The sequence below is a fragment of the Ruegeria sp. AWH4_226 genome (genome assembly GCF_056159225.1).
Window position 1 is genome coordinate 498211 of the sequence record NZ_JBSWUU010000002.1, and the last position, 16247, is coordinate 514457.

General features: G+C 55.3%; 11 protein-coding genes. 10 read left to right on the top strand and 1 reads right to left on the bottom strand.

All coding sequences use genetic code 11. The features are described 5' to 3' along the window. Positions 1-38 precede the first annotated feature (38 nt). The 9 genes from ACXAET_RS17720 (at position 39) to ACXAET_RS17760 (ending at position 14053) form a co-directional block, all read left to right on the top strand. The gene (locus tag ACXAET_RS17720) at positions 39-2474 is read left to right on the top strand and encodes a GcvT family protein (RefSeq protein WP_475188062.1); all 2436 of its coding nucleotides are present in this window, start codon (positions 39-41) and stop codon (positions 2472-2474) included. Beyond that, the gene (locus ACXAET_RS17725) at positions 2443-2943 is read left to right on the top strand and encodes a hypothetical protein (protein WP_475188064.1); all 501 of its coding nucleotides are present in this window, start codon (positions 2443-2445) and stop codon (positions 2941-2943) included. Before ACXAET_RS17720 ends, ACXAET_RS17725 begins: the two co-directional genes overlap by 32 nt. A 193-nt stretch (positions 2944-3136) precedes the next feature. Beyond that, complete coding sequence (gene hisD / locus ACXAET_RS17730) at positions 3137-4402, top strand: histidinol dehydrogenase (RefSeq protein ID WP_475188066.1); 1266 nt, start codon at positions 3137-3139, stop codon at positions 4400-4402. 344 nt (positions 4403-4746) lie between these two features. Then, on the top strand, positions 4747-6015 hold the full coding sequence (locus ACXAET_RS17735) for an MFS transporter (protein WP_475188068.1): 1269 nt from the start codon (positions 4747-4749) through the stop codon (positions 6013-6015). Positions 6016-6259: 244 nt separating this feature from the next. Continuing rightward, complete coding sequence (locus tag ACXAET_RS17740; protein WP_475188069.1) at positions 6260-7078, top strand: DUF2189 domain-containing protein; 819 nt, start codon at positions 6260-6262, stop codon at positions 7076-7078. A gap of 397 nt (positions 7079-7475) precedes the next feature. Next, positions 7476-8873 carry a sigma-54-dependent transcriptional regulator gene (locus tag ACXAET_RS17745; RefSeq protein WP_475188070.1) on the top strand — a complete coding sequence of 466 codons (1398 nt, stop codon included), beginning with the start codon at positions 7476-7478 and terminating at the stop codon, positions 8871-8873. Positions 8874-8935: 62 nt separating this feature from the next. Then, positions 8936-10834, top strand: coding sequence for a sensor histidine kinase (locus ACXAET_RS17750; RefSeq protein WP_475188072.1), 1899 nt, complete (start codon positions 8936-8938; stop codon positions 10832-10834). A 256-nt stretch (positions 10835-11090) separates the two neighbouring features. Continuing rightward, a complete protein-coding gene (locus tag ACXAET_RS17755; protein WP_475188074.1) occupies positions 11091-12794 on the top strand; it encodes an OFA family MFS transporter in 1704 nt (567 codons plus the stop codon). Positions 12795-13276: 482 nt separating this feature from the next. Then, on the top strand, positions 13277-14053 hold the full coding sequence (locus ACXAET_RS17760) for an HpcH/HpaI aldolase family protein (RefSeq protein WP_475188076.1): 777 nt from the start codon (positions 13277-13279) through the stop codon (positions 14051-14053). Positions 14054-14134: 81 nt separating this feature from the next. Here ACXAET_RS17760 and ACXAET_RS17765 read toward each other — a convergent pair whose 3' ends face one another. After that, the gene (locus tag ACXAET_RS17765; protein ID WP_475188078.1) at positions 14135-15043 is read right to left on the bottom strand and encodes a LysR family transcriptional regulator; all 909 of its coding nucleotides are present in this window, start codon (positions 15041-15043) and stop codon (positions 14135-14137) included. Positions 15044-15191: 148 nt separating this feature from the next. On the opposite strand from ACXAET_RS17765, the gene ACXAET_RS17770 reads away from it, so the two are divergent. After that, complete coding sequence (locus ACXAET_RS17770) at positions 15192-16247, top strand: dipeptidase (RefSeq protein WP_475188447.1); 1056 nt, start codon at positions 15192-15194, stop codon at positions 16245-16247.

The following is a 16247-nucleotide window of genomic DNA, read 5'->3' on the forward strand; positions in this document are numbered from 1 at the left end:
CCTATCACGGCCAAATCTCTGTCGGAGGTACGCTGCATATGAAATCCCGCACCAAGGTTGTTGTTATTGGCGGTGGTATTGCCGGATGCTCAACACTCTATCATTTGACCCAAGAAGGATGGGGCGATGTCGTTCTGGTCGAACGGAATGAGCTGACAAGCGGCACCACCTGGCATTCGGCTGCGCAGGTAACCAATTTTGGCATGAACCAAACGATGGTAGGGCTGAAATCGCATTCCATCAAACTGTATAAAGACTTATCCGAGAATCCCGACTACCCCATCAATTATCACCATGCTGATGGTGGCATCCGTCTGGCCAATACTGAGGCGCAGATGCAAGGCTACCGCCATTTTGCGTCAATGGCGCGGGGTATAGGCGTCTCGTTCGAAGTGATAGATGCCGAAGAATGCGCCCGGCGGCACCCCCTTATTTCAACCACGAACCTGTTGGGGGGCCTGTGGGATCCGCTGGATGGCGATATAGACCCGGCGCAACTGTGTCAGGCACTGGCTTTTCATGCGCGCAAGGCGGGGGCCGAGGTCTACCGCAACACGCCTGTCACCGCGCTGACCCAGCACAAAGACGACACGTGGACCGTGCGAACCGCGCACGGTGACATTGATTGCGATTTCGTTGTCAATGCCTGTGGATACCGGGTCAATGAAGTCGGTGCAATGATGGGTGTGCATCACCCGGTCGCATCAATGGAACATCAGTATTTCCTGACCGAAGACATCCCCGATATCGCGGAAGCCGGACACCGAATGCCGCTGCTGCGCTGTCCGATCTCGGATTATTACAGTCGCCAGGAAAAGGGCGGGTTGCTTGTCGGGTTCTATGAACAGGATTGCAAACCCTGGGGCATGGACGGGATCGATCCGAATTTCGTAAACGCGCTGTGTCCAGATGATCTGGATCGTGTCATGGACGTGCTGGAAGGTGCGTTCGAACGTATGCCTGCCTTGCGAGAGACCGGCATCCGATCCATCGTCAACGGCCCCATTACCTATACTATCGACGGTGCGCCTCTGGTCGGACCAATTCCCGGCAAACGCAACGCATTCTGTATCATCGGTCTGCGCGCCGGTCTGGGTGAGGGCGGCGGTCATGGTTGGTTGCTGGCGCAGCAAATCGTTCATGGCGAAGCGTGTTATGACACATGGTGTATCGACCCGCGTCGTTTTACCGGCTACGCTAACGTGGAACTCACATCGCTCAAGGCCATCGAAGATTACCAGAACGAGTTCCGGTTTCACTTTCCGCATGAACACCGCCCTGCGGGTCGCCCGGCCAAAACCACTCCGCTGACTCCAGTGCTTGCGGCAGAAGGCGCTGAGTTCACAGTGGTTAATGGCTGGGAACGGGTCGACTACATCAAACCCACGCCAAACTTCCATCCGACGCTCAGCTTCAATTTTGACGAGGCCTTCGACGTCGTTGCCGAGGAAGTCAAAAACGTTCAGGCGAATGTTGGACTGTGCGAGGTGAACGGCTTCAATCGGTTTGAACTTACGGGCGAGGACCGACACGCTTTCCTTGATCGCGTGTTCTGCGGAAACGTCACAAGGCGTGCTGGCCGTGTCGGGCTTGGCTACCTGCTGAACCATCACGGCATGATCAAAGCGGAGGCTACGATTGCCAATCTGCCTGCCAGCACCCGCGGTCCTGACCGGGTATGGTACGGCTCGGCTGCCGCCAGTGAATACCATGACATGGACTGGCTGACACAACACATGCGGGACGACGAAGATGTGCAAATCCGTAGTCTGACCAATGAACAGACGATATTGGTTCTCGCAGGCCCTAAGGCGCGGCAAGTCTTGTCCGCTTGCGCGCGTGGCGATTGGTCGAAAGATGCCTTCCCTTGGTTGTCGGCCCGCGAATGCTTTATCGGTTTTGCACCAGCTACGGTTATGGGGGTTAGCTTTTCAGGCGAGCTGGCCTACGAAATTCACGTTCCCAACGCCTCGCTTTATGCCGCCTACTTGGCTCTGCGCGCTGTCGGTGACGCGCACGGAATGAAACTGTTTGGCGCGCGTGCTGTGGAATCTATGCGGATGGAAAAAGGTTTTCTTCACTGGAAAGCCGATCTGCTGACGGAATTCGATCCGTTTGAGACGGTACTGGATCGTTTTGTCAAACTGGACAAGGGTGATTTTGTTGGGAAAGAAGCTTTACTGCGCCGTAAAGCCGAGGGACCTCGGAAAAAGCTTGTGACACTGAAGGTGAACGCCACACACGCCCCTGCGCATAGCGGGGCTTCAGTGATGCAGGGTGGGCAAGTGGTGGGAAGCGTCACTTCCGGCGATTGGGGGCACCGCGTCGGCATGAACCTAGCCTATTCTTTCATCGACCCGGACCATGCCTCAACCGGCAGCACTGTGAAGATAGACATGTACGGCGACATGATCACTGCAGAAGTTATCGAACCATCTCCGTATGATCCAGATTTCAAAATTATCCGCAGTTGAGCAAGCTATGGAGCAGTTTCGTGTCACAATTCTGGGTAGAGCGGGCTTTGTGCCGACGAAGTTTGACCTAATTCAGAACGTCCTGCGTACCGCGCGGGGACTTGAGATGCGCTTTGACAACTTGCAACAGGTCTGCACAACTCAAGGAGATGGTTTAGTCGATGGGCTGGGCCATGCTATTTTGCCCGCCGGGTCAATGGAAGCTAAATACAAAGACGTTCAGCGTTATCTTTCCGTCTTATGCGGATGTAGAATCGCCGCGCCCTTTCCAGATGTAAACGCGCGCCGGCATTCGATGGGGCGAACGGCTAGCTGCATCACCCTGTTGTCTGACACGGCGGTGGAATGCAAACGACAGGATAATCAATCACATTATCTGACAACCCATCTGAAAAACGGACAACTGGAACCATTTGCCGGACGCTCATGCAGCGACCGGATGCCTGCGCTCAAGCACCGGCTCGGATGACTGTCGGTGGTCGATATCCCCCCGGACGAAGCACGGCCACTGGCGTGGAATTGTATCATCACATTATTCATAGCATGATCCGTGCATTCTCGGATGACACAAGACTTGATTTCTGAGGTCCCGGTGATCGACCCTATCAACATGCGGGCCACGACCATCCACGACCACGCAACCAGCGAGATGAGTTGATCCAATGGCAATAACCTACCTGAAGAAAGCTGATTCCCGGCCAGCTTCGGAAAATAACGACATCCGCGATATCGTCTCGGTGATGCTGACTAACATCGAGCGCAAGGGGGAAGACGCCGTTCGGCGGTATGCAGAACAATTGGATGGCTGGCAGGGCGACATTGTTCTCTCTGATGCCGACCGTCGCGCCGCTTGCGCCCGTGTTCCAAAGGACATTAAAGACGATATTCAGTTCGCGTATGGAAACATCCACCGTTTTGCCGAGGCACAAAAGGCAACCATGGGCGAATGCGAGGTCGAAATCATTCCCGGTCTGATCGCCGGTCAAAAACAAATTCCGGTCTCAAGCGCAGGATGTTACGTGCCCGGCGGACGTTACAGCCATATTGCAAGTGCGCTGATGACCATTACCACGGCCAAGGTGGCAGGCGTTCGGCATATCACCGCAGTATCTCCTACCCGGCCGGAAACTGGTATTCCCGACGCTATAGTGTACGCGATGGACCTGTCCGGTGCCGACCTGATTCTGAACCTTGGCGGCGTTCAGGCAATCGCTGCGATGGCGCAAGGCCTGTTCGGGGCCAAACCGGCCGACATTCTGGTTGGTCCCGGCAATTCGTACGTCGCAGAGGCCAAGCGTATGCTGTTCGGCTCAGTTGGTATCGACATGTTTGCAGGGCCAACGGACTCCCTCATCATTGCCGACCACTCCGCCAGTGCCGAAACCGTTGCATGGGATCTCGTGAGTCAGGCGGAACATGGCGCGGATAGCCCTGTGTGGCTGGTTTCGACGAGCAGAAATCTGGCGCAAGAGGTTTTGTCACGGATTGAAGGCCTGATCAGTCAGCTGCCCGAACCGAACCAGACCGCCGCACGACAGGCGTGGTTTGATCGCGCTGAAGTCATCCTGTGTGACAACCGCGAAGAAGCAGCCCAAGTCAGCGATCAATATGCCCCCGAGCATTTGCAGGTGCAAGCTGAGGATCTGGACTGGTGGCTGGACCGCTTGAGCGCCTATGGCTCGCTATTTCTGGGCCAGGAAACCACGGTGTCTTTTGGCGACAAAACCTCGGGTCCGAACCATGTCCTACCGACCAGCGGTGCGGCGCGCTATACGGGCGGTTTGTCAGTCCATAAGTTTACAAAAACCGTCACCTGGCAGCGCAGCAACGCAGAGGCCTCAAACGAACTGGCGCAACGGACTGCACGGATCAGCCGGATGGAAGGTATGGAAGGCCACGCGCGCGCTGCTGAACTTCGACTGAAATAGATCTATTGTGTAACGTCGAACACTTGGTTCCTGTCCCACGACAACGCCCCAGACGGGCCGAAAAGATGCGGCTCTTCGGGGTGTCATTTGACGCCGAGAACTGACCGGTATGGGCGCGCACCTTCGATTTTTGACAACCAAACCAACCCGGCTTTCAAAGTCAAAAAACTGTGGTCGCCGTTGAAACTGCAGGGAGCGGACAGAATGCACTGCGCGTCACGGTTGGTGAACAAACGAAGCAACCTTTCAAGTGACCACCCATGATCGGGGCTTTGTCCGACAGACGACATCTAAATGTCGCGGGCACGATATACACGCAGCTTTACCCGCAATAGCGGTTGGGCATGTTACGCGCTCTGAACGAAAACTGGGCTTTGTTCCTCGGCATGCTCATGCTGATGATCGCCAACGGCCTTTTGGCGACGTTGTTGACAATTCGCGGGGCAAGCCTGGGATTCAGTGATTTCACGATCTCGATCATGCAAGCCAGCTATCCGCTGGGCGCGCTTGCAGGGACGGCGCTGGCTCCGAAGCTTGTTGAAAACGTCGGCCATATTCGCGCGTTCTCTGCGCTTGCGTCACTCGTATCTATCGCGGCAATTGTTCATCTTCTGACGAGCGACGCCGTAAGCTGGAGCGTCATGCGACTACTCGGGGGATTTTGCTATCCCGGCCTGTATGTCATCACTGAAAGCTGGCTGAATGCGAAATCCGACAACAGCAGTCGTGCGCAGGTCTTATCGCTCTATTTTATCATTCAGCTAGCCGGGCCAGCACTTGGGACGGCTCTGGTTGGATTTCCCGATCCCACTGGCAACCTGCTGTTCGGCCTAGTCTCAATCCTGATTTCGCTTTCCATCGTGCCGCTGCTGTTGTCGGGCAACAAAGCACCGGATTACACAGCGCCAGAGCGAATGTCCGTTACGCGGCTTTACACGGTCTCGCCGGTTGCGGTAATCGGCATTGTGATCGTCAGCGTCGGAGTATCGGCATCCTACATCACACTGCCTCTTTACGCGTTGCAACAGGGGTTTACCGCGGCACAGGCGTCCGGTGCGCTGGTCGCTGCGCTTATTGCCGGCGCGATTGTTCAATACCCGATCGGGTGGATTTCGGATCACACCGACAGGCGATATGTGGTCATTGGCCTTGGCATCATTACAGCAATCTCCAGCCTCTGGATGGCTATCGATACATCGCCATCCAACATCGTCTATGGGTTTGTCTTTGTCGCGATCGGGCTTTACCCCGCCTATTCCATCCTGACCGCGCACGCAAATGATCAGCTAAAGCTGTCTCAGATCGTTCCCGCCAGCGGCACGATGGTCTTGCTGTTAAACGTAGGCCTGTTGGTTGGAACAATATTGGGACCGAACGCGATTACGCTGCTTGGCGGCAGGGGATTGCAGTTTCTACTGGCGGCTATTGGCCTGTCCGTTGCGTTGGTTGCACTTATCCGTCGCTATCAGGTTGAAGCCCCTGCAGAAACCGGTGAAGTGCAGGTTGTGGGTGTCATCGGCACTGGACAACCCGGTGTCCTGCAGGCCGAGAATTGGGTTCAGGAAGAAAGCGCAAACAAGAACGAAGAGGCACCCTCGGATCAAAGCGCATGACGCATTTTGAGATTATGGTTTGACACAGGCGAACCAGCACGGAGCCACATGTCTGCCCAATATCAAGGTGCAGAGGGTGGTCCAGTCAATCAGGGAAACAGCGATATGATTGGTCTCAACGACTCCTTCGTTGCCCTTACCCCTCATATGAGGCAAACTTGGTGCTGAGGATGGGTGTCTCTTAGACTATAGGGGTCTTTTGCAAACAATCCCGCTCGGCGTCCTGCCTCGGGAGGAGTTTGCCATGACATCCAAGACTGCGGGTTCCACACCGCCAGACAATCCAATTCCCCAACAAACGGCCTTACCTCAGGTCAACAAAGTGACGATGGGTGATATCACCGCGTCGCTGAAGGCCGGGGCCTCCGACTTTATGGCGCGTCCCTTGATGAGCGGTTTCTTCGGCTTGTTCTACGCGGTTTTCGGCATCCTTTTCGTTTGGAGCCTTGTCTGGCTTGGCAAGATTTGGATGATCATTCCCGCCATAATTGGCTTTCCGCTTGTCGCACCTTTCGCAGCCGCCGGGCTTTATGAAATGTCACGTCGGTTGCAGAAAGGAGAGAGTTTCGGCTGGTTCGACATCCTTACCGTCATGAAAGATCAGCGCAAACGCGAATTGGGCTGGATGGCTTTTGTCACATTATTCGTTTTCTGGGTGTGGATGTACCAGGTTCGGCTTTGGTTGGCGATCATCCTGCAAGATGCGTCCTTCTCGGATTTTGGTGGGTTTTTGAATACCGTGTTTTTCACACCGGCCGGATGGACCTTCCTTGCAATCGGCACCTGCTCAGGCGCGTTTTTGTCCGCCGTTTTGTTTACGGTGACTGTAGTTGCAATGCCCCTGCTGCTGGACCGGGAAATCGATTTCATTACCGCAATGCTCACCTCCATTCGCGCCGTCACTGAAAACCCAGCCGTCATGCTGACTTGGGCAGCAATCATCTCGATCACCATGCTGTTATCAATGATTCCGGCGTTCCTTGGGTTGATCTTCACCCTTCCGATCCTTGGCCACACCACGTGGCACCTATATCAAAGACTTGTGTCGCCACAGGAAGAATGATTAAGCCATTTTGATTTGCGGACGTTTCTCACACCGCTTTGTGCAGCGTAAAGGCTACAGAACAAAGCAGAAATTGAAACCGGGTCACTATTGCGCACTGTTTGGCAGTTTACGTTGCATTCTCGCGTGGAACACACCTCGAAATCCGATATTCGTTCAGTTTTGCATGAAAAAGAAAATTCGCAATGGTGATTGCAAACGTCACCTAGCCATGCATCCGAAACTTCAGCGGTGCACAGGTCCCAGAAGCCGGTAATTGAATCTTGTATCTTAAATGGCCATATCTCGCGGCATCTACTTTCTGCATCGTTGCAAAACCGTCAAACCAGTTGAGACATGAATGCGCAGGCTCAATCCGCCAAACATCTTCAAAGGCCAAGTGAGTCGGACCATCAATATGGCAAGTGATCCATCAAAACGCGCGGCGCGATCTGCAGGCGCGACTGACGATCTGGTGGGCAGCTTTACCGCAGAACTTTCCAAAGCTTCGGTTTTAGTGATCGATGATGAACCCGGGATGCGAAATTTCCTGTCAAAAGCGCTCGTGGGGCACTGCGCCGCTGTGGACGTCGCGTCCAACACCGAAGAAGCTGCCGATCTGCTTGATTTCAACAGCTATGATATTGTTTTGTTGGACAATGTGATGCCAAAACAAAACGGGGTTGAATGGCTGGCGGATCAACGTCGCATCGGCCTTTTTTCAGATGTCATTTTAATGACCGCGTTTGCGGATCTGGACACTGCCATTGCAGCAATCCGTGGCGGCGCTTCGGATTTTCTGCTCAAACCCTTCCGTGTGAACCAGTTGCTCAACGCTATTGCCCGCAGCTTGGCCCGCACCCAGCTTTTGCGTCAGAACGCAGTTCTGCGGCACGAAGTAGAAGCAGGCAAGGATCTGCTGCACAATAGCGACGCCTTGCTAGGATCTTCGAACGAAATAAAGGCCGTGCGCGCAGCGATAGCAAAGGCCGCAACGACGTCTTCTCATGTCGTCATTCGGGGCGAAGTTGGGTCTGGCAAGCAAATAGCAGCGCGCATGTTGCACTCCAATTCTTCGCGGGCCAAAAACCCGTTTGTCTGGCTGCAGTGCAAGGGCATGAATGAAGACACCCTTCAGACAAGGCTTTTCGGTCGGATCGAAACAAACCCGGATGATCAGTGGCAGGAACAGGACGGCATGCTCAGGGACGCTGCGGGCGGGATCCTCTATCTCGAAGACGTCGAGATGCTGTCGTCCGGCTGCCAGAACCTGCTTGTGGAACTGTTGACGACCGGTCGGTTTCGGCCAATCGGGGCAAAGCGCAGTGTGGCGATGGATGTGCAGATCGTTTCATCCAGCACCCAGTCCTTGCAACAGGCGGTGAATGACCAAAGGTTCCGCGCAGACCTGTTCTATATGCTGAACGTCATTGAAATTACCCTGCCGCCATTGCGCGAACGGGGCGAAGACATTGTCGAGTTGATCCAGTATTTTGCGGAAAGCCTGTCGGCGCGGCTTGGGTTGGCGCAACCAGCCCTGCCGCCAGTCACGCGTCGCCGCATGCTGGCATACCGGTGGCCCGGCAACGTGATGGAGCTACGAAATACAGTAGAGCGTGCGCTGATCAATGGGGGCTACGATCCTGTCTTGGGCAAAATCGCTGCCACGGATGAGATTGAAAGCCTAGCTGCCGTCGAACAACGCCATATCCTTGAAACGCTGGATGCCTGCGACGGAAATCGGGCCGAGGCCGCCCGCCGCCTGGGGGTTGCGCGCAAAACGATTGACCGGAAATGCCAGGCCTGGGGGCTTTGAAGCCAATGCGATCAGTGCGGCTACGGCTGCTTTTACTGGCCTTATTGCCTTTGGTCGTTTTGTTGCCTCTTCTTCTTGGCGTGACAATGGTGCGTTGGATCGACAAGTATGATCAGCTTTTGTTGGCAAAGGTCGCCAGTGACTTGCGCGTAGCTGAGCAGTATTTTGGCCGGATAGAAGCAACGCAAGCCGCCGAAGTCGCCGCACTTGCGCAATCGGTTCGGTTTGCCGAAGCCCGTGCGGCTGGTGGTGACCATTTCAGAAGGTTTCTTGCAAAAGAGCAGGCCGCGATGGGTTTGGACTTTCTGCTTTTTATTCAATCCGATGACGCCGCACTGCCAGCCAACCTGCGAAACGCTGCGATTGCTGCATCAGGAGGAGCCACAGGCGCCGGATTGGCGGTGTTGAGTGCGCAGGACTTAGACAGCATTTCAAAAGATCTGGCAAACCAAGCAAGCCTGCCGTTGGTGCAGACAGAAGCCGCCCGGAGTATTGAGCGTTCTGTGGAAACCCGAGGCATGGTTCTCTTGGCCACGCATCGTGATGCGGTCGCGCAAGACCTGTTGATTGGCGGGCTTCTGTTGAACCGCAATTTATCGGTTATCGACAGGATGAATGCCCTTATTTACCGCGCGGACGCGGGTCAAGACACACGTACCGGCACCACAACCCTGTTTCTGGATGATGTCCGCATAACAACCAATGTCCGTTTGTTTGCCGAAACCCGCGCTTTGGGAACACGAGTTTCCGAGGTTGTCTGGCGTCAGGTCATGGGCGACGGGCATCCGTGGCTGGATCGGGCTTTTGTGGTGAACGACTGGTACATCTCGGGCTACGTGCCATTGTCCGATGTGACCGGGCAACGCATTGGTATGCTGTACACCGGTTTTCTGGAAGAACCGTTCAAGATGCAGCGCAACACCACAATCATTACTTTGGTTCTGGCGTTTTTTGCTGTGATTGGGTTGTCGGTACCGATATTTCTGCGGCTTGCGCAAGGCGTTTTTGCTCCGCTCGAAAAGATTACCGCCACGATGGAGCGCGCTGAACAAGGCGCCCTGAACGCGCGCATCGGTGTTGTAGAGGCCAAGGATGAGATCGGTGCGGTTGCACGCCATCTGGATCGCTTGCTTGACCAGGTTCAGGACCGCGATGAAGCACTGAGGGACTACGCGGAAAATCTGAATGATCTGGTGGAACAGCGCACTGAACAACTGAGTGAAGCCAACCGAAAGCTCGAAGAAACCTATGCACAATTGGTGATGTCGGAGAAGCTGGCCTCTATCGGGGAAATAACCGCAGGCGTCGCGCACGAGATCAACAACCCTGTCGCAGTGATCCAGGGCAACCTGGAAATTCTGAGGGCCAGCCTGAACCCGCAGGACCAAGCCGCGCTAAAAACCGAACTGGATTTGATTGATGATCAAACCTACCGGATCAACATAATTGTGGGTAAGTTGCTGAATTTCACACGACCCGGAGAAATGTCGGACATTGCAACTCTGGTCGATCCAAAAGGTGCCGTAGAGGATGCGCTTGTTCTGGTGTCCGCCGATCTGCGCAAACACGGAATTCAGGTCACTCAGAGCCATGAACCAGCACCTTCGATTCGGATCGTGGAAACCGAATTGCAGCAGGTTTTGGTAAACCTGATCATCAACGCGACACAAGCAATGAACGACACGGGAACGCTGACGATCATGTCGCGACCCGCGGACCAGGATGGTCTAGCCGGTAGTGAGATTTCGGTATCCGACACTGGAAAAGGCATTGCGCCTGACAAATTGGACAAGATCTTCGACCCGTTTTTTACAAGCAGACATGCAGAAGGCACCGGCTTAGGGTTGTCGATCAGCCAAACCCTGATTACACGCGCGGGCGGATTTATCACTGTGGAAAGCCGTGAAGGCCAGGGGACAACTTTTTTTGTATGGTGCCCCGCCGGAGACATTTCGTCCTAACCGTCTATTGCACCGCTATTCAAACTGGACAATTTGTCCCGTCAGTCACAGGTGAGCGGCGTGTAAATGGACATTTTGACCCTTCTGCAGTGCGGCGAATTCTTAGTAACCTATTGTTAAGTAACGATATTTTTTGTTGACCAATTTCTCCCTCAATGATCAATCGGCAAGAGCGCGCTGTCTACCGTCGTAGACCAAACGACACGGGTGCAGCCGTTTCAGGGATGGAGGCGTCCCGCATTTCGGAGGAGAAGTAATGACAAACTCAGCAGCCGGATCTCTAGGGTTTCTGCGCAAGGAAAACATCGTCGCGCCAGAAGGTTACAACCGATGGCGGGTGCCACCGGCTTCAATTGCCATCCATCTTTGCATCGGATCGGTCTACGCGTGGTCCGTTTTTAACCCGCCTCTTACACGCCAGCTGGGTGTCGTTGCCTCGTCAGGCAGTGACTGGTCGCTGTCATCAGTCGTTTGGATCTTTTCCGTCGCGATCGTGGTTCTGGGCCTTACGGCTGCTGTTGGCGGCAAATGGCTTGAAAAGGTCGGACCCCGCTATGTCGGAGTTGTTGCTGCAATCCTGTGGGGAGGCGGCTTTGTCATTGGCTCGATTGGAATCGCAACCCATCAGCTGTGGCTTTTGTACCTAGGTTACGGCGTCTTTGGCGGCGCGGGGCTGGGCCTTGGCTATGTCTCGCCCGTATCAACCCTGATCCGGTGGTTCCCTGACCGCAGGGGCATGGCAACCGGAATGGCCATTATGGGTTTCGGCGGAGGTGCCATGATTGGCGCCCCCTTGAACCAATGGCTTTTGTCGACGTTTCAGAAAGCCCCCGAATATCTGGGTGCAGAAAACACGGTAAACCTCATCACTGAAAGCGGTCGTCGTTTTGCCGAAACGGCAGCCGGGAAAATTGAGGTTGTCGTCGCCTCGGCCCAACAGGCCGCTCAGTTCGGCGGTGAGGCCGGAGTGTATGTGGTCGGCACTGGCAACACTGGTGCGGCCGCAACATTCCTGACACTCGGAATTGTCTATTTCATCGTGATGATGTTCGCCGCCTTTCAGTACCGCGTTCCCCGCGAAGGCTGGAAGCCCGCAGGGTGGGAGCCAAAACCGTCTGCGAAACGCATGGTGACGCAGAACCACGTGCATATCGACCAAGCAATGAAGACACCTCAGTTCTGGCTGCTGTGGGTTGTGCTGTGCTTTAACGTGACCGCAGGGATTGGCGTGATCGGTGTGGCCAAGACAATGATCAACGAGATTTTTGGTGATCTCGCGCTTGTAACGGCCGCCTTTGCCGGAACCTACGTTCTGATGATTTCGGTCTTTAACATGGTCGGACGGTTCTTCTGGGCGTCGACCTCGGACTACATCGGTCGCAAGAACACCTATCACTGCTTCTTTGTTCTTGGGACAATCCTGTACTGCACCATCCCGTTCTGGGCGGCATCCGGCGGAATAACGGCGTTGATCGGCTTCTATATCGCGACAATGATCATCTTCACGATGTACGGCGGCGGCTTTGCCACCATTCCAGCCTACCTGGCAGATATCTTCGGAACGATGCATGTTGGCGGAATTCACGGACGCCTTCTGACGGCTTGGTCAGCGGCTGGCGTGCTGGGTCCGTTCGCAATCACCTACCTGCGGAACCTGTCCAAAGAAAACGCGATTGCGGACCTTGCCGCTAAAATTGATCCTGCGGCCTTTGCTGAGAAGTTTGGCGCACCGATTGCGCAGTTGAACGAGCTGGTTGCCGCCAACACGGTCACGATCGCAAAACTGATGGAAATCGCGCCCGCAGGTACAACCGACCCGACGGCGACGCTATACAACACGACCATGTACTGCATGGCGACGTTGCTGGTTATCGCGTTCTTTGCCAACGCGATGGTGCGTCCGGTTCGCGACAAACATCACGTGGAGAACACCCACTCGGATATCGTTCCCGCTGAATAAGTAACCTCTCGCCCTGCATGACCTGCGGGGCGAGCGCACCGGTACCAAATGGCGTCAGATTTATGCGGGTGAAAATGCCACAAATCTCTGACGTCATTTTATTTTCAGACCGAGTCACGCGGGGTTCTCCCTGAAACAAACACACCACCTGCAGCGCGACTTCTGGCAACGGCAGATCCGCTTAAGGATTGCTTTGCACCAGGGTCGTGCTGACTTGCAGCGCCGTTTTTTTACCAATCCTGCGTTTTGCGCGGCCGGCCGCACCTCTTCCTTTTTTGTCGCCAACGGGCCGTTCCGGTGGATTGAGAACGCAATCTCTTCTTCGCGACCCCCCTACCCATCCAGGCATTGGCGAAACGCGCAAGTGATGCCATAACCCGGCTTGTCGATGACGGTAAAAAGTAGAAGAAAAGGTCTGGCTTCCTTTGCGTCTCACTTGCCTCAGCTCGGCTGGAACCCAATGTAAAAAAGCGAACCTATTCATGAACACATTCAAACAGCGCATGGCCTCGGGTGAGGTCCTGATCGGAACTTTTCTCAAAACCCCGGCATATGAACTGATAGAAGTTCTGGCGAAATCGAAGCTCGATTTTGTCTGCCTCGATGCCGAGCACGCTCCGTTTGACCGGGCCCGGATGGACATCTGCGTTGCCATGGCTCGCGCATTAAATTTCCCCGTTCTGGTCCGCCTGCCAACTGGCACCCCGGTGGAGGTGCTCAAGGCGCTCGACAGCGGCGCAGTTGGTGTCGTCGTACCGCATGTGGACAGTGTAGAAAAGGCGCGCGACATCGCTCGTTCGGCGCGCTTTGGGGAAGGTGGGCGTGGCTATGCCGGCTCAACCCGATGGGCAGGTTTCGCGACCCGTCCCATGAAGGACGTGTTGCAACAAAGCGTGGATGAAACCATCGTCATAGCCCAGATCGAGGAACCGGCGGGTGTCGAAGAAGCTGGTGACATCGCATCGGTCGACGGGATTGACGGGCTGTTCGTGGGACCCGCTGATCTGGCAGTCTGTTACGGCAAGACCGATATGTCTGACCCGAAAGTGCTTGACGCGATGCGAGCCACCGGAACAGCCGCCGCAAAAGCGGGAAAGGCGTTCATGACATTTGCGGCCAGTGCGGACGCCGCCCCAGAGCTGCTGGACATGGGGGTAACGATGTTTTTCATGGCATCCGAACACGCCTTTATGCTGCGCAGCGCGAATTCCGAAGCAAGCGCCCTGCATAGCGCAGCCGAAAAACTGAAGAACCTCTGAAAGACCGGTGGATGTGTTACAGATGTCCTGCCCGTGAGGGCTCTAGGTTTCACGCATTTGCGTGCTGAAACACTGCGGGAATCAGTGGGCTTCGGAGAAGCCGTCATTGCATGTGTTCAACCTGACATGCCGCAGGAAAGACCTGCCAACGCGCGACAGCGGGCGGTTCTCGCTTGAGATAAAGGCCGTCGTGAACCTGATCCGTGCGGCAAGTCTTCGAAACACGAGGTTTTCACCGGGGTAAAGTGCCGACGGAAATGGGTTTATGATCGCAATGCCAACTCCGGCCCGCACGAGTTCGGTGGCAAGTTGCCATGAATCAACTTCGAAAACAGGCGGTTCGTGGATATTGGCTTCGGCGAGGATCTGATCAATCTTGCCGCGGCTAACGTTGTTGCGGGTCAGGGCTATCAGCTTTTCGCCAACAAGGTCAGCCGGCTCAATCAAATCCCTTTGTGCCAGATGGTGATCCTTAGGCAATGCGCAAACCGCGGGAGATCGCCTGAAAAGTGTCGTTCGCAAGCCTGAGCGCGACATCTCATCGCCAATCAGGGCAAGATCACAGCTATGCTGAAGCAAGTGCCGTGGAATGTCATCGTGGGTGCCCACCAGCAAATTCATACTGAAAGTTGGGTTTGCCTTGATAAAGCTTGCGCTCAGTTCCACCAGGTACTTTTGCATATAGCTGGGCGGCGCAATCAGTGACAGGGTTTCGCGCGTGATTTCAGACGGTCCGTCAATGCGGTCGAGGGCTTCGAACAGTGGGTCAAGCCGCCGGTTGAGCTGAATCGCCTCTGCAGTGGGGCGCAGGCGGCCGCCATCGCGCTCAAACAGAATACGCCCGGTGCGCGATTCCAGATTGGCGATGGATCGGCTGATGGCCGATTGCGACAGGCCAAGCCGCGTACCGGCCGCAGATGCGGTGCCGGTTTCCATAAATGCCCTGAGCGCCTGATACTCGGGCAGGCTGTGCCAAGATTTACGCGCCAAAGAGGTGTTACCTGAGATCGATACAGCTTAACTGATAGGTCTATGAGATTATGGAATACAATTCCGGATTGTCTATTCCTTTTTCGCTGGTAGCCTGCTTCTCATGAATACCAAGACGTCTAGTGTGCGACCAACCACTGCGTTGGATATGACACGCCCCCTGATTTTCGACGGTCACAACGATCTGCTGTTAAAGCTGTTCCGCTCTGGTGGCCTTTCGGCGCGCGGGGTGTTTGAAACCGGAAGCGATGGTCACCTGGACATTGCCAAAGCGAAAAGTGGCGGGTTCGCAGGCGGGTTTTTCGCCGTGTTTGTCCCTTCTCCCATGGCGGAAGAGCGGGATGAGGAAAAGATGCAGAATCCGCCTTATGACGTGCCCCTACCCGATCCGATCAGTTGGGAAGACGCGGTGCCTGTTGCGCTGTCACAGGCGGCCATCCTGCTGAAACTTGAGGAAGACGGCCTTCTGCGCATTGCGCGCACATCCGGCGACATAGAAACAGCTATGGCTGAAGGCAAGATCGCCGCGATCCTTCACATGGAAGGCGCTGAAGCCATCGACCCCGAGTTTGAGACGCTGCACGTGCTTTATGCTGCCGGGCTGCGGTCGCTTGGCCTCGTTTGGAGCCGCCCGACGATTTTTGGTCACGGTGTTCCATTCCGCTTTCCCTCGGACGGTGACACGGGACCCGGCCTGACTGATCACGGCCTGCGACTGGTTCGGCGCTGCAATGAACTGGGCATCATGATCGACCTGTCCCACTTGAACGAAGCCGGGTTCTGGGATGTCGCCCGCCACAGCACCAAACCGTTGGTCGCCACGCATTCGAACGCAAACGCGGTGACAGCCTCGGCCCGCAACCTCACTGATAAACAGCTGGCTGCGATTGCCGAGACGGACGGCATGGTTGGCTTGAACTTTGCCACCGCCTTCCTGCGCGAAGATGGGCGCATGGATGAGAATACACCGCTTGAGACGATGATCCGCCATCTCGACCATCTATTGAACAAACTGGGGGAAGATCGCGTTGGGCTGGGGTCCGATTTCGACGGGGCAAAAGTCCCGAAAGGGATTAAGGACGTCTCAGGCTTGCCGAACCTGCGCAAAGCCATGCGCGCGCACGGGTATGATGAACAGCTCATCGAAAAAATCTGTAATCGCAACTGGGTCAGGGTGCTGCGGTCCAGTTGGAATGAACAATAA